Source organism: Rhizobium sp. SG570 (assembly GCF_012275345.1).
GTDB lineage: Bacteria > Pseudomonadota > Alphaproteobacteria > Rhizobiales > Rhizobiaceae > Rhizobium > Rhizobium lusitanum.
Map to the genome: position 1 here is coordinate 1 of NZ_JAAZQI010000013.1, position 18,050 is coordinate 18,050.

16 protein-coding genes are annotated in these 18,050 nt (G+C 61.0%); 2 read left to right on the forward strand and 14 right to left on the reverse strand.

What is annotated here, in order from left to right:
* The first annotated feature begins 453 nt into the window (after window positions 1-453).
* The gene (locus FHT28_RS23860; RefSeq protein ID WP_037196624.1) at window positions 454-2,394 is read left to right on the forward strand and encodes a M23 family metallopeptidase; all 1,941 of its coding nucleotides are present in this window, start codon (window positions 454-456) and stop codon (window positions 2,392-2,394) included.
* Window positions 2,395-2,432: 38 nt separating this feature from the next.
* Here FHT28_RS23860 and FHT28_RS23865 read toward each other — a convergent pair whose 3' ends face one another.
* From FHT28_RS23865 to FHT28_RS23905, 9 genes are all read right to left on the reverse strand, one after another.
* Window positions 2,433-2,942 carry an AAA family ATPase gene (locus FHT28_RS23865; protein ID WP_168597535.1) on the reverse strand — a complete coding sequence of 170 codons (510 nt, stop codon included), beginning with the start codon at window positions 2,940-2,942 and terminating at the stop codon, window positions 2,433-2,435.
* Window positions 2,943-3,069: 127 nt separating this feature from the next.
* Complete coding sequence (gene clpB, locus FHT28_RS23870) at window positions 3,070-5,670, reverse strand: ATP-dependent chaperone ClpB (protein ID WP_037196631.1); 2,601 nt, start codon at window positions 5,668-5,670, stop codon at window positions 3,070-3,072.
* 254 nt (window positions 5,671-5,924) lie between these two features.
* On the reverse strand, window positions 5,925-6,302 hold the full coding sequence (locus FHT28_RS23875) for an HIT domain-containing protein (protein WP_168597536.1): 378 nt from the start codon (window positions 6,300-6,302) through the stop codon (window positions 5,925-5,927).
* A gap of 190 nt (window positions 6,303-6,492) precedes the next feature.
* Entirely contained in the window at window positions 6,493-7,182 is a 690-nt protein-coding gene (locus tag FHT28_RS23880; RefSeq protein ID WP_168597537.1) for a DUF4167 domain-containing protein, read from the reverse strand.
* A 348-nt stretch (window positions 7,183-7,530) separates the two neighbouring features.
* A complete protein-coding gene (gene prmC, locus FHT28_RS23885; RefSeq protein ID WP_168597538.1) occupies window positions 7,531-8,406 on the reverse strand; it encodes a peptide chain release factor N(5)-glutamine methyltransferase in 876 nt (291 codons plus the stop codon).
* A complete protein-coding gene (gene prfA, locus FHT28_RS23890; RefSeq protein ID WP_037196636.1) occupies window positions 8,403-9,482 on the reverse strand; it encodes a peptide chain release factor 1 in 1,080 nt (359 codons plus the stop codon). The genes prmC and prfA overlap by 4 nt, the downstream gene beginning before the upstream one ends.
* Before the next feature lie 90 nt (window positions 9,483-9,572).
* The gene (ptsP, locus tag FHT28_RS23895; protein WP_168597539.1) at window positions 9,573-11,840 is read right to left on the reverse strand and encodes a phosphoenolpyruvate--protein phosphotransferase; all 2,268 of its coding nucleotides are present in this window, start codon (window positions 11,838-11,840) and stop codon (window positions 9,573-9,575) included.
* Window positions 11,841-11,940: 100 nt separating this feature from the next.
* Window positions 11,941-13,215, reverse strand: a complete 1,275-nt coding sequence (locus FHT28_RS23900; protein WP_037196641.1) for an aspartate kinase — start codon at window positions 13,213-13,215, stop codon at window positions 11,941-11,943.
* A gap of 175 nt (window positions 13,216-13,390) precedes the next feature.
* Window positions 13,391-14,014, reverse strand: coding sequence for a hypothetical protein (locus FHT28_RS23905; protein ID WP_168597540.1), 624 nt, complete (start codon window positions 14,012-14,014; stop codon window positions 13,391-13,393).
* Window positions 14,015-14,271: 257 nt separating this feature from the next.
* On the opposite strand from FHT28_RS23905, the gene ubiG reads away from it, so the two are divergent.
* Complete coding sequence (gene ubiG / locus FHT28_RS23910; protein ID WP_168597541.1) at window positions 14,272-15,018, forward strand: bifunctional 2-polyprenyl-6-hydroxyphenol methylase/3-demethylubiquinol 3-O-methyltransferase UbiG; 747 nt, start codon at window positions 14,272-14,274, stop codon at window positions 15,016-15,018.
* A gap of 31 nt (window positions 15,019-15,049) precedes the next feature.
* Here the strand turns inward: ubiG and FHT28_RS23915 are convergent, their stop codons facing one another.
* From FHT28_RS23915 to FHT28_RS23935, 5 genes are read right to left on the reverse strand one after another with little or no spacing between them, the layout of a single operon-like run.
* Window positions 15,050-15,637 (reverse strand): DUF3291 domain-containing protein, encoded by a 588-nt coding sequence (locus FHT28_RS23915; protein ID WP_168597542.1) that lies wholly within the window; start codon window positions 15,635-15,637, stop codon window positions 15,050-15,052.
* The gene (locus tag FHT28_RS23920; RefSeq protein ID WP_037196647.1) at window positions 15,637-16,065 is read right to left on the reverse strand and encodes a DUF1178 family protein; all 429 of its coding nucleotides are present in this window, start codon (window positions 16,063-16,065) and stop codon (window positions 15,637-15,639) included. The genes FHT28_RS23915 and FHT28_RS23920 overlap by 1 nt, the downstream gene beginning before the upstream one ends.
* Window positions 16,062-16,919, reverse strand: a complete 858-nt coding sequence (locus FHT28_RS23925; RefSeq protein WP_168597543.1) for a carbon-nitrogen hydrolase family protein — start codon at window positions 16,917-16,919, stop codon at window positions 16,062-16,064. Before FHT28_RS23925 ends, FHT28_RS23920 begins: the two co-directional genes overlap by 4 nt.
* 23 nt (window positions 16,920-16,942) lie before the next feature.
* Window positions 16,943-17,200, reverse strand: coding sequence for a glutaredoxin 3 (grxC, locus tag FHT28_RS23930; RefSeq protein WP_047553427.1), 258 nt, complete (start codon window positions 17,198-17,200; stop codon window positions 16,943-16,945).
* 30 nt (window positions 17,201-17,230) lie between these two features.
* Window positions 17,231-18,007: a ComF family protein gene (locus FHT28_RS23935; protein ID WP_168597614.1), complete on the reverse strand. Its 777-nt coding sequence runs from the start codon at window positions 18,005-18,007 to the stop codon at window positions 17,231-17,233.
* Window positions 18,008-18,050: the final 43 nt, after the last annotated feature.

Below are 18,050 nucleotides of genomic sequence, written 5' to 3' on the forward strand. Positions count from 1 at the left end.
CAATCAGCATCGCAGCCAATCCAGGAAACACTAGAGCGAAAGTCGTCGTCGCCAGCAGCGCCGCCGCCCTCGTTCAGTGAGTGGGCTTATAATCCCACCCAACGAACCAAGTCAACAAGCGATTTTGAAAAAAATCGAAAAACAAATAAGTGATTGATTCTCATGAACTATTTATGAAGGGATGCCGAGCTCCGGCTGAAGATGCGGCGAAGCCACCCGCGCATTCCTTCCCTGGCATGCTCACGCTACCCAATCGGGCGCCGCTGGCGGCACAATATGAGGCGGATCATCGGCAACGTCCCACAAGCCCTATCACCTGCACCATAGATTTCTATAGGAAACGAGGCCCCCAAAGAGTGAATATCACCCGGTTGATTTGACTCGCCTGTCATAAATATGCACATCTTCGCCCCCAGCCTGCGGCTCGCATGAAGGAACCGGATTTCGATTGGCATGATGACGGACAAGATGATGCTCCGATCGCTCGGCAACGAGCCGCCAATCCTGGCCGATGGCAGGCGGGCGCCGGATCGACGCGAGGTTTCCTTGCGCTGGCTCTCGGGCACCTTCCTTACCGGCGTCACCTCGAGCATATTGATGGGCGTCGCCTTGTTCGCAGCGCTCGACGGACGACAGCAACTGGCTATTCCGGCCGAAGCCTATGCGACATCGGACAATCACGATGCCTCAGATGATCAGGTCACCCGCGGCGGGCGCCTGATTTCCACCGCCATCGCGTCCAAGCCGTCAGACCGCAACATTCTCGAAGTATCGACCGTTGTGAAAGACGGCGACAAGGAGGTGGTGCGTCGCCAGCCCTTCGCGCATGTGAAGATCGCCTTAGCCACCAATCGCATCGCCAACGAAAGCTATCCACCATTTGATCCGCTGGCGATCTTCTCCGCCGATGAGAATATACCGCCGCCGGCCAACCGGACCGGCGCGATCTACGGATCGGATGTTGAATCGGAGGTCAGCCTGAAGACGGTGCCCTTTCCGTCCAAGGATATTCCCTTCCAGCTTGCCGGCTCCATGTCGCTCGACGAAGTCGAAGAGAATGTACGCTCCAACGGCTCGGTCCTGACAGACGGCAATACCCAGCTTTCGGCACTCTATTATGTCGATCCGCGCCGTTTCGCCAACGACGATGCCGACGTCGACCTGACAGCCGGCCTGACCGCCCGCATCGTCGAGGAAAACATGTCCGTCTCCCCCTCCCAGGCTGTGACCGCGCAGACACAGGAGTTTGCCGACGACATCATTCCGGTTCGGGAAAACATGCCGATTGTCACGGCCCTCACCAATGCCGGCTATCTCAAGGCGGATGCCGACGACATCACGGCAAAGATCCAGCCGTTCTTCGGCTCGTCCGATGTTTCCGCAGGCGACGTGCTTCGCATCGGCATCCTGCAGAAGGGCGAGCAGGCCAAGATCATCCGCGCCAGCATCTACCGCGGCACCAAGCATTTGCTGACCATCGCGCAGAACGATCGTGGCGATTTCGTCGCCGGCAGCGAACCGCATATGCTTGACGCCATCGCCACCGCCTTCGACAACGACGCCCCCCCCTCTGTGGCCGGCCGCGATCTGCCGAGCGTCTATGACGGCATCTATCGCGCAGCGCTTTCCTACGGCATGAACAAGGAAATGGTGGCGCAGATCGTCAAGCTGCTTGCCAGCAATGTCGATTTCCAGGCGCAGCTGAAACCGGCGGATTCGCTGGAAGCCTTCTTCTCGGTTGCCGATGAAAACGGCCAGGCGACAGCCGATTCCGAACTGCTCTTCGTCAACGCCAAGTTCGGCGATACCGTGACCCGCTTCTACCGTTTCGAAGATCCGGCCGATAATTCGATCGATTACTTCGATGACGGCGGCAAGAGCATCCGGCAATTCCTGTTGCGCAATCCTGTTCCGACCGGCGTGTTCAAATCCGGCTTCGGCATGCGACGCCATCCGATCCTCGGTTTTGCGCGCATGCATACAGGCGTGGATTGGGCTGCGCCCCGCGGCACGCCGATCATCTCCGCCGGCAACGGCATCGTCGAAAAGGCCGGCTGGGATTCAAGCGGCTTCGGCAATCAGACGCTGATCCGTCATGCCAATGGCTACGTCTCCTCCTATAACCATCAGAGCGCCATCGCCAAGGGCATCGTGCCGGGCGCGAAGGTGGTTCAAGGACAAGTCATCGGCTTCATCGGCTCGACCGGCCTCGCGACCGGCCCGCACCTCCACTATGAACTGATCGTCAACGGGACGAAGGTCGACCCGCTGCGCATCCGCCTTCCCGGCGGCAAGTCCCTCGAGGGCGAGGCTCTCGCCAAATTCCAGGAAGAGCGCAAGCGCATCGATACGCTGCTCAGCGACGACAAGTCGAAACAGGTCGCAAGCAAGTAGCCCTGAAGGCTGGGACATCCCGGTCAGCGGGCAACCAGTTAGGCCCGAACGGATTCCATCCGAACAACCAGTTCCGCCATGAGCTCATCCACCGCCTTGAAAGCCGTATCGACGACGATAGGCCCCGAGCTCCAGCTATCATAGTTTCGCGTAACGACCTCGTCCCAGGTCGGATTCACAAGGCCTTCGATATCGGCCTCGCGCGTTTCCACGCGCCGGCGATGCTCGGTCCTGTCGGAACAGATGACCTCCACCTCGATTGACGGCACACCCGCCCGCTGCGCGACGTGCCTCCAGGCTTCGCGCGTCACCGAAATGGGATTGACTGTATCCGCAATCACGGTTCTCCCCAGTTTCAGATTGTCTTCGGCGACCCCATAGGCAACCATATATCCGGCAGGTCCGACATCAGCTCTCAACATACCGGAATTCCGCAACGCCTGCTCGATCGTGTCGAGCCGGACGTGCACACCGCCCAACCGCTGCGCCAGCGCGCGCGCAATGGTGGTTTTTCCGCTGCCCGGCAGGCCACCGAAGATAACAAGCATGGTTTCCTCCGTCCCTCTCCAAACCCGCGCCAGCATCACAGAGGAGGCAGGGTCAGGCAAGCAGGCTCTCAAAAGCAAGATGGCGGCCGAAAGGCCGCCATCCGCATTTCATCAAACATTCTCGACCTTATGCCGCCTCGTTCACCGCATGGCGCGGGCGGAACAACAGCCTGTCGGAACCGCTGGTGACCTTGACCAGCGAGCCATCCGGAATCTGCCCGGAGAGGATCTGTTCGGCGAGCGGATCCTGGACATATTTCTGGATCACCCGCTTCAGCGGCCTTGCACCATAGGCGGGGTCGTAGCCCTTGTTGGCGAGCCAGTTGCGGGCATCGTCGTCGAGCTCGAGCGTGATCTTGCGCTCCGACAAAAGCTTCAGCAGCCGCTCCAGCTGGATATCGACGATCGCGCCCATCTCCTCGCGCTTCAGGCGATGGAACAGGATGATCTCGTCGACACGGTTCAGGAATTCCGGGCGGAAATGCGACCGCACCACATCCATCACCTGTTCGCGCACCAGATCGCTGTCATCGCCTTCCTTCAGCTGGGTCAGATATTCGGCGCCCAGGTTGGAGGTCATGATGATCATGGTGTTGCGGAAGTCGACCGTGCGGCCCTGGCCATCCGTCAAACGCCCGTCGTCCAGAACCTGGAGCAGGACGTTGAAGACATCGGGATGCGCCTTCTCGATCTCGTCGAACAACACGACCTGATAGGGTCGGCGACGGACGGCTTCGGTCAGCGCACCGCCTTCCTCATAGCCGACATAGCCGGGAGGGGCGCCGATCAGCCGGGCCACGGAGTGCTTCTCCATGTACTCGGACATATCCATGCGCACCATGGCCGTATCGTCATCGAAGAGGAAGCGGGCGAGCGCCTTAGTCAGCTCCGTCTTGCCGACGCCGGTGGGGCCGAGGAAGATGAACGAGCCGATCGGCCGGTTCGGATCCTGCAGCCCGGCGCGCGACCGGCGGACGGCACGCGATACCGCTTGAACGGCATCGCCCTGGCCGACGACCCACTTCGCCAGTTCGTCTTCCATCCGGAGCAGCTTGTCGCGTTCACCTTCCAGCATCTTGTCGACCGGAATCCCGGTCCAGCGGGAAACGATCTGGGCGATATTGTCGGCGGTGACCACTTCCTGCACCATGGAATCGCGGGCACTGTCCCGCTCTTCCGCAGTTTGCAGCTCCTTCTCCAGCTTCGGGATCACGCCATAGGCGAGCTCGCCGGCACGCTGGAATTCACCCTTGCGTTGGGCGGTCGCCAACTCGTTGCGGGCTTCGTCAAGCTGCTTCTTCAGATCGGCGGCAAGACCCAGCTTCTGCTTTTCGGCTTGCCAGCGCGCCGTCAGCGCATCGGCTTCCTCTTCCAGCGAGATAAGCTCGGTCTCCAGCCGCTTCAGCCGGTCGGCCGAGGCCTGGTCGGTTTCCTTCTTCAGCGCCTCACGCTCGATCTTCAGCTGGATGATGCGGCGATCGAGTTCATCGAGTTCTTCCGGCTTCGAGTCCACCTGCATGCGCAGGCGGGCCGCAGCTTCGTCCATCAGGTCGATGGCCTTGTCCGGCAGGAAACGATCGGTGATATAGCGGTTCGACAGCATGGCGGCGGCCACCAGGGCGGCATCGGCGATGCGGACCTTGTGGTGCTGCTCATACTTTTCCTTCAAGCCGCGCAGGATCGAAATCGTATCCTCGACTGTGGGCTCCTCGACCATGACGGGCTGGAAGCGTCGTGCGAGAGCCGGATCCTTTTCGACATGCTTGCGATATTCGTCGAGCGTGGTCGCGCCGACGCAATGCAGCTCACCGCGGGCGAGCGCAGGCTTCAACAGGTTGGAAGCATCCATGGCGCCGTCCGCCTTGCCCGCGCCGACCAGCGTGTGCATTTCGTCGATGAACAGGATGATCTCGCCGTTTTCCGACTGGACCTCGTTGAGCACGGCCTTCAGCCGCTCTTCGAACTCGCCGCGGAATTTCGCGCCGGCGATCAAGGCGCCCATGTCGAGCGCCATCAGCTTCTTGTCTTTCAGCGATTCAGGCACGTCGCCATTGACGATGCGGAGCGCCAAGCCCTCGACGATCGCCGTCTTGCCGACGCCGGGCTCGCCGATCAGCACGGGGTTGTTTTTCGTGCGGCGGGAGAGAACCTGAATGGTGCGGCGAATTTCGTCGTCACGGCCGATGACCGGGTCGAGCCTGCCCTCGCGAGCCTCGGCGGTGAGGTCGCGTGCATATTTCTTCAGTGAATCGAAGCCCTGCTCCGCATTGGCGGAATCGGCGGTACGACCCTTGCGGATATCATTGATGACCTGATTGAGTGTAACAGGCGTCACGCCGGCCTTCTTCAGCGTTGCGGAAGTGGAAGCGGACGACTCGATCGCCAGTGCCTGCAAGAGGCGCTCGACGGTGACGAAGCTGTCGCCCGCCTTCTTTGCCGCATCCTCGGCGGTGGCAAATACCTTGGCGAGCGGCTGTGCGAGATAGACCTGGCCATCGCCGCCGGAAACCTTCGGCAACTTGGCAAGCGCGGCGTCATTGGCAAGACGGGCAGCCTTGGCATCACCGCCGGCGCGTTCGATCAACGACGCGGCCATGCCTTGGTCGTCGTCCAAAAGCACTTTCAGAACATGTTCGGGTGTGAACTGCTGATTACCCTGCGCAAGCGCATAGGTTTGGGCGGATTGCAGGAAACCGCGCACCCGCTCGGAGTATTTTTCAATATTCATACTGGACCTCCATGGATCGGCCTGCCCTAACCGGCGCAGATCGATGATTGAGATTGAGCCCCCTCAAGAGGCGGACCCCGCCTTGTCGCTGTTGAGATTTGCGGCAAGGCAACTGAGGAGAATATGGGAGGGTATCTGAGGAGTTTAAAGGGCGGCAAAAGCGAAAAAAGTGAGGGATTTGCCGGGTTGAGCCGCGTTGACCCAAAGGCGGAAGATTGCAGCGACATCGGCCTCTGCAAAGCAGGAAGGACATGTCATCCGCGAACGATGGCGCGGATTCCCCTACCCGCGTTGCGCTCATCGGCAAAACGGGCAACCACGTGCAAATGAACATGAAACACGTGCTGCCCTGCAACGGCTCCGACATTCCAACCGAGAGTGAAGCCATCCGGGCCGCAATATTCCAGGTGAGCCTTTGCCATTGTCAGCATTTCGCCCAATCCGGCCCACTCCTCGGAACGGATATCGAAAGGGCTTTCCGCATGCCGACGCAGGATGATCGTGACGGCATGCGGCATTTCCGGATCGATACTGCCGAGCATATAGAAGGAGCGGTTGCCACCCAGAGGCTCATCGGCGAGCAATTCATTCCCCAGACAGAAACGGCAGCCGGCTTTATCAGTCGAAAGCATCAAATTTCTCCACTCGATAGGCCGGAGAAGGACAAGTTCCGTTTCGGAAGCGAATGATAACGGCTCCGGAAACTTCTGGCCGTACTCTGAGAAAAAAAGGAACCGAAAGCAGAAATGGGAACGGCGGCACTTTCAGCACCGCCGTTCCCATTTCAGTATTTTGACCGGCTTCCCCTGAGGGGAGGTCGTCTTATCCCGATGCAGCGTCGGCCAAAGCCGGGGCGTCGCCCGCGGCGGCCTCGTCCTTCCCTTCCGCATCAGCCGCGCGGCGGGGCTGGCGACGCGGGCGGTTTCCGGCATTGCGGCGGCGCGGCTGGCGCTCGGCGGCTCCGCCGGGAGGCGTCTCTTCCTCGATTGCCACCTCGGCCGGGATGCCTTCAATCACCGGCTGCGGGCCGGTGCCGTCGATAACCTCGGGTTCGGGAGCCGGAGCGGGCGCAACGACGGGAGCATGCTGACGAACCGGAGGCGGAGCCATCTGCGGCTGGTCGTCCATGTCGTTTCCGTCGATATCGTCCATATCACGGTCGCCCGCATCGCGGTCGTTATAATTATTCTGATCGTCGCGCTGAAAGCGCTCCTGCATCTGCGCCTGGCCGCTGGCGATAATCCGATTGTAATGCTCGGCATGCTGAAGGTAGTTTTCAGCCATGACGCGGTCGCCGGAGCTGTGTGCGTCGCGAGCCAGAGCCGCGTACTTCTCGGCGATATGCTGAGCGGTTCCGCGAATCTTCACATCGGGACCGGAGCTGTCATAAGTCCTGGTCAGCGGATTCGAGCCTTTGCGGTTGAAGTTGTTATTGTTGTTGTTATTTCCGCCGCCGCCGCCGTTGTTGTTACCACGCCCCCGACCGCGCTTGTTCTGCTGTCCTGGCCTCATAGATCCTTCACCTGAATTCTCTTCGTTGGGATAAAATCATACACGACACCTGCCGCCGCGGCTCGGATACTTCCGAGCCAGGGCCTGCGTGCCGCAAGCAAACTGCGCTTTAGCGCCGGTCTGCCGCTCGACTACGTCAGATTAACTGATCACGCATTGGGTTATCTTCAACCTTTGACACTCTTACCAAAGAGCGGATCCCCGAGGCCTGTCCAAGATAGACGAATCGTCCCGTCTATTCCCAGCCGCCCAACGCGTGAGCGCAACCTATATCGCTTCCTCAGGAAATCCAAGCTTTTTATTTGCGATAACAACAGGGGGCCTACAAACCTGCAGCAACGTGTCGCGTTACCGATGAAATTGAAACACAAGCACCCGGTCGTTCTGGCCGTAGTCACGAACCGCCTCGACAAGGAGAAATCCTGCTCCTTCAAAAACCGAAGTCACCGTTTCACGCTGATCGTACCCGATCTCCACCCCTATCTTGCCATCCGGGTATAGAAACCGCGCCGCATCCTTTGCGATCGCCCTATATGCATCCAGCCCATCAAGGCCCCCGTCAAGGGCCGCGGGAGGATCGAAATCCTTTACTTCTGGAGCGAGAGTAGAAATGACACTGGACGCAATATAGGGCGGATTTGAGACAATCACGTGAAATCGTTCGTGGATGGCATCAAACCAGCTTCCTTGCGCAGTCTCGAACCGCGCCGCCAAGCCATTCCGCTCCGCGTTCCCGCGGGCAGTCTCCAGCGCCTTAGCGGAGATATCGGAACCGACGCCCGTCGCTTGCGGGCATTCACGCAGCAGGGCCAGACAAATGGCCCCCGTTCCCGTTCCCAGATCCAAAATGTGGACATTCCCAAGCTCGGATTGAAGGCGGCGCACATGCGGCAGCATGGTATCGACGAGGATTTCGGTGTCGGGACGCGGCTCGAGCGTGGCGGGCGACAGCCGCAACGACAGACCGTAGAATTCCCGCTCACCGAGGATTCGGTAAACCGGCTCATGGTTCAAACGGCGGGCGACCGCCACCCGCGCCGTCGTCACATCATCCGGCAGCACCGCCTCGGAACCCCGTGTCACAAGCTCCGTCGGTGAAAGGCGGAGAAGCCCTCCGACCAGGATGCGCGCCTCGGTGGCGGGATCATCGAGGTCTGCCTCCGCAAAGCTGGCGCGCACCTCCTGCAGGAGCCCGGCTACGGTCGACCCCTGCCCGCCGCTCATGCCTGTTCGCCAAGCTGGGCGAGCTGGCTCGCCTGGTAATCCGCCAGAAGCGCATCGACCACCTCGTCGATCTCGCCTTCCATCATCCGGTCGAGCTTGTAGAGCGTCAGGTTGATGCGGTGATCGGTAACCCGTCCCTGCGGGAAATTATAGGTGCGGATGCGTTCGGATCGGTCGCCGGAGCCGACCTGGCTCTTGCGATCGGCCGAGCGTTCGCTGTCGGCGCGCTGGCGCTCCATGTCGAAGAGACGCGAGCGCAGCACCTGCATCGCCTTGGCGCGGTTCTGATGCTGCGACTTTTCCGAGCTCGTTACCACGATGCCGGAGGGAATATGGGTGATGCGCACCGCCGAGTCCGTGGTGTTGACGTGCTGGCCGCCGGCACCCGAAGAGCGCATCGTGTCGATGCGGATATCCTCGGCGCGGATCTCGATATCGATTTCCTCGGCTTCCGGCAGCACGGCGACGGTTGCCGCCGAGGTATGAATTCGGCCGCCCGCTTCGGTCTCCGGCACGCGCTGCACGCGATGCACGCCGGATTCGAACTTCAGCCGCGAGAACACGCCCTTGCCGCTGATGGTCGCGATGATTTCCTTGTAGCCGCCCGCCTCGCCTTCGCTCGCCGAGAGAACTTCGACTTTCCAGCCATTGTTCGCGGCGAAGCGCTCATACATGCGGAAGAGATCGCCGCCGAAAAGCGCGGCTTCCGAGCCGCCGGTCCCGGCGCGGATTTCCAGGATCGCGCTCTTCTCGTCGGCGGCGTCCTTCGGCAGCAGCAGGATCTGGATTTCCTGTTCCAGCACCTCGATCCGCTCCTTGACCTCGGGCAATTCCATATCGGCAAGATCGCGCATCTCGCGGTCGACGGACTTGTCGGTGAGCATGGCTTCCAGATCCGAAGCCTCGGCAATCGCCTTCTCATAGTCGCGGATCTTGGCGACGACCGGCTGCAATTCGGAATATTCGGAAGCAAGCTTCACATAGACATCCGCGGCGGGACCGGCGGACATGCGCGCCTCGATTTCACCGAAACGGCGCTCCAGCTCGCGCATTTTTTCAACGGGAAGCTTGGCCACCCTAGACTCCAATTCTTCTTATTATATCTGCTGTGATGTGATGCGCATGATCTCGTCCGGACACCGCTTACGGTCTTTCGGGATCACACGCTAAAGCGGAATATTGTGACTTTCGGCGAAGCGCACAAGGATATCGCGCATCGAGGTCGTCGGACGCTTGTCGTTCAGTGCCTCCTCCATGACGGTCGAGAGGGCCTGGAGATCGAGCCCAAGAAGCATCGCCTTGACCGGACCGATCGAGGCCGGCGACATCGATACCGAACGGAAGCCGAGGCCGAGCAGTGCCATGGCCGAAATCGTCTTGCCGGCCAGTTCGCCGCAAAGCGTCACCGGCGTCTTGTTGCGCTCGCCGGCCCGCACGATATCCCGAAGAACACGCAGGAACGGCCGGTCGAGCGGATCGAAGCGATCCGACACGCGGGCATTGCCGCGATCCACCGCCATCGAGAACTGGAACAGATCGTTGGAACCGACCGAGACGAAATCGACTTCCGCCATCAGCTCGTCCAGTTGCCAGAGCAGCGCCGGCACTTCCAGCATGGCGCCGAACTGCAGCTTGCGCGGCAGGCTATGCCCGAAACGGGAGAGATGCTGCACTTCCTTCTGCAACAGCTCGCGCACCGCCTTGATCTCGGAGACCTCCGTGACCATCGGCACCATCAACTTCAACTCGCCGTCGGCCGCCGCCTTCAGCATGGCCCGCAGCTGCATGCGCAGCAAGCCCGGGCGATCCAGGGAGAGACGAATGGCGCGCCAGCCGAGAGCCGGATTCTCTTCCTCATGCGCGCGGAAATAAGACACGACCTTGTCGCCGCCGATATCAAGCGTTCTGAAGGTGACGACGCGCCCGTCCGCCTGCTTTAACACATTGCGGTAGAACGCCTCCTGCTCATCCGCCTTCGGCATGGTGGAAGCGATCATGAACTGCAGCTCCGTGCGGAACAGGCCGATGCCTTCGGCACCGGATTCGGCAAGCTGCGGCAGATCGACCAGCAGGCCGGCATTCATCTGCAATGAAATGCGCTGCCCGTCCTTGGTGACCGGCTCGACCGAGCGCAACGCGCGGAACTGCTCCTGCCGGCGGGCGCGAAAACGCACCTTTTCCTCGTAGGAACGCTGGTGATCGGCCATCGGCCGGAGATGCACATGGCCACCATCGCCATCGATGATGACCGAATCGCCGTTTTCCGCAAGGGCGACGATCCCGGTCGCCTGGCCGATGACCGGAATGCCCATGGCACGGGCGACGATGACGACGTGGCTCGTGACGGCGCCCTCTTCGAGCACCAGGCCGCGAATATTGGCGCGGGGATAGTCGAGCAGCTCGGCAGCACCCATGGCGCGCGCGAAGATGATCGCATCGTTCGGGAAACCTTCGGCGCTTGTGCGGCCCGAATGGCCGATAAGCTGCCTGAGCAGCCGATTCGCCAGGTCTTCGAAATCGTGCATGCGCTCGCGCAGATAAGGATCGGTCAGGCGCATCATGCGCGCCTTGGTATCGCTCTGCACTTTTTCGACAGCGGCTTCCGCCGTCAGGCCGTTGCGCACGGCTTCTTCGAGCTTGCGCACCCAGCCCTGGTCATGCGCGAACATGCGATAGGTTTCGAGCACCTCGCGATGCTCGCCCTCCATCGAGACGTCGCGGCGCGACAGCATGTCGTCGATCGAAATACGCAGCGAACCGAGCGCTTCGGCCAGCCGGCGGATTTCCTTGTCGGCATCCTCGTTCAAGAGGTTGGTGACGACGATGCGCGGCTCGTGCAGCACGACATAGCCGAGGCCGATGCCTTCATTGTAGCAGTCGCCGTCGATGGTAACCGAACGGGTGAGATCGAGTTCCAGTCCCGGCTTCGTGATCTTCTTCAGCTCGCCGGTGGCGATCATTTCGGCGAGCACCATCGCCGTGGTTTCGAGCGCTTCCAGCTCTTCTTCGCGATAGTTCCGGCTCGCCTTGTTCTGAACGACGAGAACGCCGAGCGACCGGCCGGTGCGCAGGATCGGCACGCCGAGGAAGGAATGGTAGATCTCTTCGCCCGTTTCCGGCAGGTAGCGGAAGGCGGGATGCGATTGCGCGTCGGACAGGTTGAGCGGCTGGGCGGAGGCGGCGATCGTGCCGACCAGGCCTTGCCCCATCTTCAGTTGCGAAAGGTGGACGGCTTCCTTGTTGAGGCCCTCTGTAGCATAGAGCTCGAGTACCCCGTCGGCGCGCAGCACATAGACCGAGCAGACTTCGGCGACCATGTTGCTGGCGATCTGGCGAACGATCCGGTCAAGACGCTCCTGCGGCTCCAGCGGCTCCGCCATCAATTCGCGCAGCCGCTTGAGCAGAACGCGTGGACCGCCGGATAGGTCTCTCATTGCGTCTCTAGCTCCCGAATCAAGATGTCATGCCATTCTTGCCCGCCTCTGAGCCGGCCGAAGCTTGCCTCCGTCACGGTCCGTCGTCAGCAGTCCTGTATCAACTCTTATCCAGACCGTAGCAGGAATGCAAAGTCCTGACTGCCAGTTCCGCATAAGGACCGTCGATCAGAATGGAAATCTTGATTTCTGACGTCGTAATGGCCTTGATGTTGATACCTTTTTCGGCAAGTGCCCGGAAAGCGGTCGCGGCAACGCCAGCGTGCGAACGCATGCCGACGCCGATGACCGAAACCTTGACCAGACCTGATTCGTTTTGGATCACGTCGTAGCCGATCTTTTCCTTGTTCTCGCCGAGAACGCGCAGCGCCTTGTCGACATCGCCCGAGGGAACCGTGAAGGTCATGTCGGTCTTGGAGCCGTCCTCGGAAATATTCTGGACGATCATGTCGACATTGATGTGGTTTTCGGCCAGCGGCCCGAAGATGGCGGCGGAAACGCCCGGCCGGTCGGCGAGACGGCGCAGCGAGATCTGGGCCTCATCCTTGGCATAGGCAATGCCGGTGACTACTTCCTGTTCCACGATTTCTTCCTCGTCACAAATCAGCGTTCCGGGCGGGTTCAAGAGATCGCCCATGCCCGGAGCATCGGGATCTTCAAAAGAGGAGCGCACGAAGGTGCGAACCTTAAAGACCATTGCCAGCTCGACCGAGCGCACTTGCAGCACCTTGGCGCCGAGCGAGGCCATTTCGAGCATTTCCTCGAAGGCGATCTTCTTCAGGCGGCGTGCCTTCGGCTCGATGCGCGGATCGGTCGTGTAGACGCCGTCGACATCGGTATAGATATCACAGCGATCGGCCTTGACGGCAGCGGCAATCGCCACCGCCGATGTATCGGAACCGCCGCGGCCGAGCGTCGAGAGGCGGTTGTCCGGGCCAAGCCCCTGGAAGCCCGCGACGACAGCCACCTGGCCTTCTCCCATGCGGCGGATCATTTCGCCGCCGTCGATTTCGAGAATGCGCGCCGCGCCATGCGCATTGTCGGTGCGGATCGGGATCTGCCAGCCCTGCCAGGAGCGGGCGTTGATGCCCATGGCCTGCAGCGCGATCGCCAGCAGACCCGATGTCACCTGCTCGCCGGAAGCCACCACCGCGTCATATTCGCGCGCATCATAGATCGAATGATCGGCACCGGCGACCTTCGGCATGTTCTGGACCCAGCCGACCAGCTCGTTGGTCTTGCCGGACATGGCGGAAACGACGACCGCGACCTCATGGCCGGCGTCGACTTCACGTTTCACATGGCGTGCGACATTCTTGATACGGTCCAGATCCGCGACGGACGTTCCGCCGAATTTCATCACGATGCGTGCCATGTGCCTCTACCAGTACCCGGCGCCGGGCGGCCGAAATGCGATAAGCCCGGCATGCAAAATCGCCCTTCCGGTTTGGTAGCCGGAAAAGCTTGATCTCAATGGGGGCGTCTCTTAGCGAGTTTGGCAGGCGGGTGCAATAGCTTGGCACAGCCGGCGCCCCTAAAACTATTCTCTACTACTCCACTTTTAGGCTCGACCACATCTCGTCGAGGATAGCCCCTTCCTTGGGGATATTTTCCTTGTTGGAGAAGGTGGCAACGAGTACGCCGCCATCCGGACGCCCCGTAGCCACGATCTCATACTCCATGACATCATTTTCCGTTGAGGTTTCCGCCTTGACGCCTTTCAGCATGACCCCGCCGGTAATTGAGCGCTGCGTGGCCTGCTTCGTCATCTTGGCACCGGCATTGATGCTTTCCTGAACCATCTGCTGCAGCACGAAATCCGTGATGCTTGAAGGATTGAGTCCCTTGTATTCCTGCACGATGATACCGGTGCCAATCGGCGTTATCAGCGCATATTGCTGCACGGTGCCGCCAAGGTCAGTCTTGGCGACAGAGAACTGGCCATCGTGATCGAAAGAGAACTTGGTCCCGGTGAACGTCACCGTTTCGCTGCGCTGCAGCGCCACCGAGAGCTTGCGTCCATCCTTCATCGTCATGTCGAGCGTGTCGCCGGGATTGATTCCCACTTCGACACCATCGATGGTCAGGCGAAAACCCTTGCCGTCTCCGGCCTTCGCCGGCGCGACCGCGAGACAGGCAATTGCAATTGCCGCCGCAAAACATAGTGGTCTCATAAGGAACTCCTCCATAAGTCGGCCGATCGAAATCGATCCGGCTCTGCAAGTCCATTTGACAGCCCCGGCGATTGATCGGCCATGCGACGGTTCACTGTCAACCACCGTCCAGCCGCTCTCACCGATCGGGACAGCCGGCGGACAGCATCTAAGGCCCGGCCCTTGACATCGGCCGCCGATCGTCCGACTTCACATCCGACAGATTATTCCTCGCAACCGTCCGAACGAGTGGCGCGGCACAGACCAGGGAGTGAGCCATGACCGAAGCGGCGAAAAGCACGATCGACCAGAGCGAAGTGGACCGTTTCTCCGCCATGGCGGCCGAATGGTGGAGCCCGACCGGCAAGTTCAAGCCGCTGCACAAATTCAATCCCGTTCGCCTTGCCTATATCCGCGATCACGCCTGCGAAAACTTCGGCCGTGATCCGAAGAGCGGCCGGCCTCTGGAGGGCCTGCGCGTGCTCGATATCGGTTGCGGCGGCGGATTGCTGTCGGAGCCGATGGCGCGCATGGGTGCCTCCGTCGTCGGCGCCGACCCCTCCGAAAAGAATATCGGCATCGCCTCGACGCACGCGAAGTCCTCCGGCGTCGCCGTCGACTATCGCGCCGTCACCGCCGAGCAGCTGGCCGAAGCCGGCGAGACTTTCGATATCGTGCTGAACATGGAAGTGGTCGAGCATGTTGCCGACGTCGAGTTCTTCCTGTCGACCTGCGCGAAAATGGTGCGGCCCGGCGGCCTGATGTTCGTCGCCACCATCAACCGTACGATGAAGGCGGCAGCGCTTGCGATCTTCGCCGCCGAAAACGTCCTGCGCTGGCTGCCGCGCGGCACGCACCAGTATGAAAAGCTCGTTCGCCCGGAAGAGATCGAAAAGCCGCTCGCCGCCGATGGGATGGACATCATAGCCCGCACCGGCGTGTTCTATTCGCCGCTGCAGGACCGATGGAACCTGTCGAAGGATATGGATGTGAACTACATGCTGCTGGCGAAGCGGCCGGGCTAAAGCCACTATCTGCGAAAGCAGGCAATTTGGCCTAGACTTTCAGCGCCCTGACATGCGCCAGCAGGTCGCCCTGGCCTATGGCATTCAGGGCTGCGATTTCCTTCACCCGGCCACGGTCGATCTCTGCGGGATGGCCGTCAGGGCCGTAGGGGTGCTTGAACGAGAAGGCCCGAGCGCTCGGCCCGTTGTCGTGAAGTTGTTCCAGCCGCTCGACACCGTCTTTCCATGCCGGAACCGTATCGGCATCCAACCACCAGAGAACCAGCGGCGGCCAGCTTTGCCTGACATTCCAATGCCGAGCATGTTTCAAGGCATCCGCATGCACACCGCTATAGCTAAACGCCATCAGCGATTCGATATCCGCCCAGAGCGATAGCGACGACGGAGCGGTCGCAAAGCCGCTACCCGCGATGAAGCGCGGAAAGATCTGTTCGCCCCAACAGGCTATGCCAGGCTCCCCTGCATAGCCGGAGCGGCCGATGAAGCCATGGGCCCGAGCCGCCGCCTCGAAATTCGCCGCTTCCCGCAGGCGAAATCCTTCCACGTCGGGACTTTCATAAGCCGCGACATGCAGCCCGAAATTATACATGGCGAGATGCCTGCGGCCGTCTGCAGGCATCAATTGGTATCGTCGGGTAGGACGGGGATGGCGGCGATTTCGATACCCTCGTCGACAAGAGCCTTCGCCTCGTCCGGCGTCGCCTTGCCGATAATCCCGCGTGCATCCGCCTCGCCATAATGGATCTTGCGGGCCTCTTCGGGAAATTTCGTGCCGACATCCTCGGCATTGGCTTTGATGGCTTCGACCGCTTCCTTGAGCTTGGCCATCGCTTCCTTACGGGCAGCATCCATGGCAAGCGTCTGCATCTCGGTCTTCTTGCGCGCGGTAGATACAGACGGCGCCATCAGGAGCTTTGAAATCGCGGCCGAATTGCAGACGGGGCACGTCAGGAAACCGCTTTCGACCTGCCGGTCGAAATCGGCACTTTCCGAAAACCAGCCCTCGAACTCGTGGGCATTGTCACAACTAAGGGAGTAGCGGATCAAGCAGCGACGCCTCCAGCCGCCGGCGTCGCGATCTTTTCCAGCGAAAATTCACGCGCATTCTTCAGGTTTGGAATTTTGTCATGGGCCGCTTTCACCGCCGCGATATCGATCTCGGCGATAACCACCGCCTCGCCTATGCCGCCGGCGGATGCCAGCACCTTGCCCCAGGGATCGATGATCATCGAGTGACCGAAGGTCTCACGGCCGTCCTCATGCTTGCCGGCCTGCGCGGCGGCGATGACGAACATGCCGTTCTCGATGGCGCGGGCGCGCAAGAGGATTTCCCAATGCGCCTCGCCGGTCTGTCTGGTGAAAGCGGCAGGGACCGTCATTACTTCGGCGCCGGCAACAGCCTGGGCGCGGAAGAGCTGCGGAAAGCGCACGTCGTAGCAGATGGAAAAGCCGAGCTCGGCAAAGGGCAGCGACGTGATCCGTGCCTCCGATCCAGGCCGATAGACCGCGCTCTCGCGCCAGCTTTCGCCATTGTCGAGATCGACGTCGAACATATGGATCTTGTCGTAACGGTTGACGAGCTTGCCGTCAGGATCGAAGAGGAAGCCGCGATTGGCGATCTTGCCGTCGTCGAGCGCGATGGCTGTCGAGCCGATGTGGAGGTAGATGCCGAGTTCCTTCGCCAGCTCGGCGGCCGTCTTGACGATGATGTCGCCTGCCTCATCGCGCAATACGGCGCGCAGACCGGGTCGGTCCTTCTGCACGGCGCCCGTCATCTCCGGCGTCTGCACATAGACAGCGCCCTGCGAAGCGCCTTCACGGACCAGACGCGCCATGTCGGCTGCGTTCTTCACCGGATCGACACCGGAGCACATCTGAATGGCGGCGGCTTTGAAGGTCATCGTCGTCTCCCTTGCGAAGCGGTTCAGGCGGCGAGCATCGGATCGAGCTTGCCGGCCCGATCGAGCGCATGGATGTCGTCGCAGCCGCCGACATGCTCGCCATTGATGAAGATCTGCGGGAAGGTCGAGCGGCCGTTTGCCTTTGATATCATCTCCTGGCGCAGCTCGGGCGAATAGGTTGCGTTGCGCTCGACATAATCGACGCCCTTGGATTCGAGCAGCGATTTCGCCCGGGCGCAATAGCCGCAGAATTCACGCGTATAGATAACGACGGATGTCATGATCCACTCCGGAAAAGTACAGGTTCACAGTCATATAAGATGGCCGACGACCCTTGCAAAGGTCAAAACCGTCACATCCGCCGCACCGGCTTTCTTCAGGACGCGTGTCGCCGCCGCCACCGTCGCGCCGGTGGTGTAGACATCGTCGACAAGCACGACGCGCCGGCCGAACACATCGCCCGCGCGATGCTCTGACACCGCGAACGCCCCGCGCACATTGTCCTGCCGCGCCTTGGCGCCAAGACCGACCTGCTGGCTCGTGCGCTTGACGCGCAGCAGCGTCGCAGGAAGCAGCGGCTTGCCCGAAAGCCGGGCAAGATGGCGGGCGAGTTCGGCTGCCTGGTTGTATTTGCGCGCAAACAACCGCGCACGATGCAGCGGCACTGGAATTATGGCGTCGCAAGCGGTGACCATGCCGTCGCTGGCGCGCAGCATCCAGCCGGCCATCATCGGCGCCAGATCGGTACGATCGCGATATTTCAAGCTGAGAACGAGGTCGCGCACGATGCCGTCGTGAACCGCGGCGGAACGCAGCCGGTCGAAAACCGGCGGGTCGGCGATCGCCTCGGCGCTGAGGATCCCAGCGCCGAGATCATGGGAAAACGGGCTGCCCAGGATCTCGCAATAGGGCCGCTCGATGAACCGGATACCGGACCAGCAGGCGGGACAAAGGCCGCGATGCGCGCCAACCGAAACCCCGCAACCGGGACAGGCCGGCGGATAGACCAGATCAGCCAGAGCCAGCCAGGGCCTTATCAGCCCGGACCGCAATTTCGTTAGCGTGATTTCGCGCGCCATCATCCCCATATGATTGGCACTAGCTTTTTCCCGCAGGCTTTGCGAAGGGAAA

What these genes read in the sequence shown, in the direction of transcription:
- FHT28_RS23915 (WP_168597542.1), bottom strand. Translation starts at nt 15,637, where the DNA reads ATGCCTGCAGACGGCCGCAGGCATCTCGCCATGTATAATTTCGGGCTG.
- FHT28_RS23905 (WP_168597540.1), bottom strand. Translation starts at nt 14,014, where the DNA reads ATGAGACCACTATGTTTTGCGGCGGCAATTGCAATTGCCTGTCTCGCG.
- FHT28_RS23935 (WP_168597614.1), bottom strand. Translation starts at nt 18,007, where the DNA reads ATGGGGATGATGGCGCGCGAAATCACGCTAACGAAATTGCGGTCCGGG.
- clpB (WP_037196631.1), bottom strand. Translation starts at nt 5,670, where the DNA reads ATGAATATTGAAAAATACTCCGAGCGGGTGCGCGGTTTCCTGCAATCC.
- grxC (WP_047553427.1), bottom strand. Translation starts at nt 17,200, where the DNA reads ATGACATCCGTCGTTATCTATACGCGTGAATTCTGCGGCTATTGCGCC.
- FHT28_RS23880 (WP_168597537.1), bottom strand. Translation starts at nt 7,182, where the DNA reads ATGAGGCCAGGACAGCAGAACAAGCGCGGTCGGGGGCGTGGTAACAAC.
- FHT28_RS23925 (WP_168597543.1), bottom strand. Translation starts at nt 16,919, where the DNA reads ATGACCTTCAAAGCCGCCGCCATTCAGATGTGCTCCGGTGTCGATCCG.
- prmC (WP_168597538.1), bottom strand. Translation starts at nt 8,406, where the DNA reads ATGAGCGGCGGGCAGGGGTCGACCGTAGCCGGGCTCCTGCAGGAGGTG.
- FHT28_RS23900 (WP_037196641.1), bottom strand. Translation starts at nt 13,215, where the DNA reads ATGGCACGCATCGTGATGAAATTCGGCGGAACGTCCGTCGCGGATCTG.
- FHT28_RS23865 (WP_168597535.1), bottom strand. Translation starts at nt 2,942, where the DNA reads ATGCTTGTTATCTTCGGTGGCCTGCCGGGCAGCGGAAAAACCACCATT.
- FHT28_RS23860 (WP_037196624.1), top strand. Translation starts at nt 454, where the DNA reads ATGATGACGGACAAGATGATGCTCCGATCGCTCGGCAACGAGCCGCCA.
- ptsP (WP_168597539.1), bottom strand. Translation starts at nt 11,840, where the DNA reads ATGAGAGACCTATCCGGCGGTCCACGCGTTCTGCTCAAGCGGCTGCGC.
- ubiG (WP_168597541.1), top strand. Translation starts at nt 14,272, where the DNA reads ATGACCGAAGCGGCGAAAAGCACGATCGACCAGAGCGAAGTGGACCGT.
- FHT28_RS23875 (WP_168597536.1), bottom strand. Translation starts at nt 6,302, where the DNA reads ATGCTTTCGACTGATAAAGCCGGCTGCCGTTTCTGTCTGGGGAATGAA.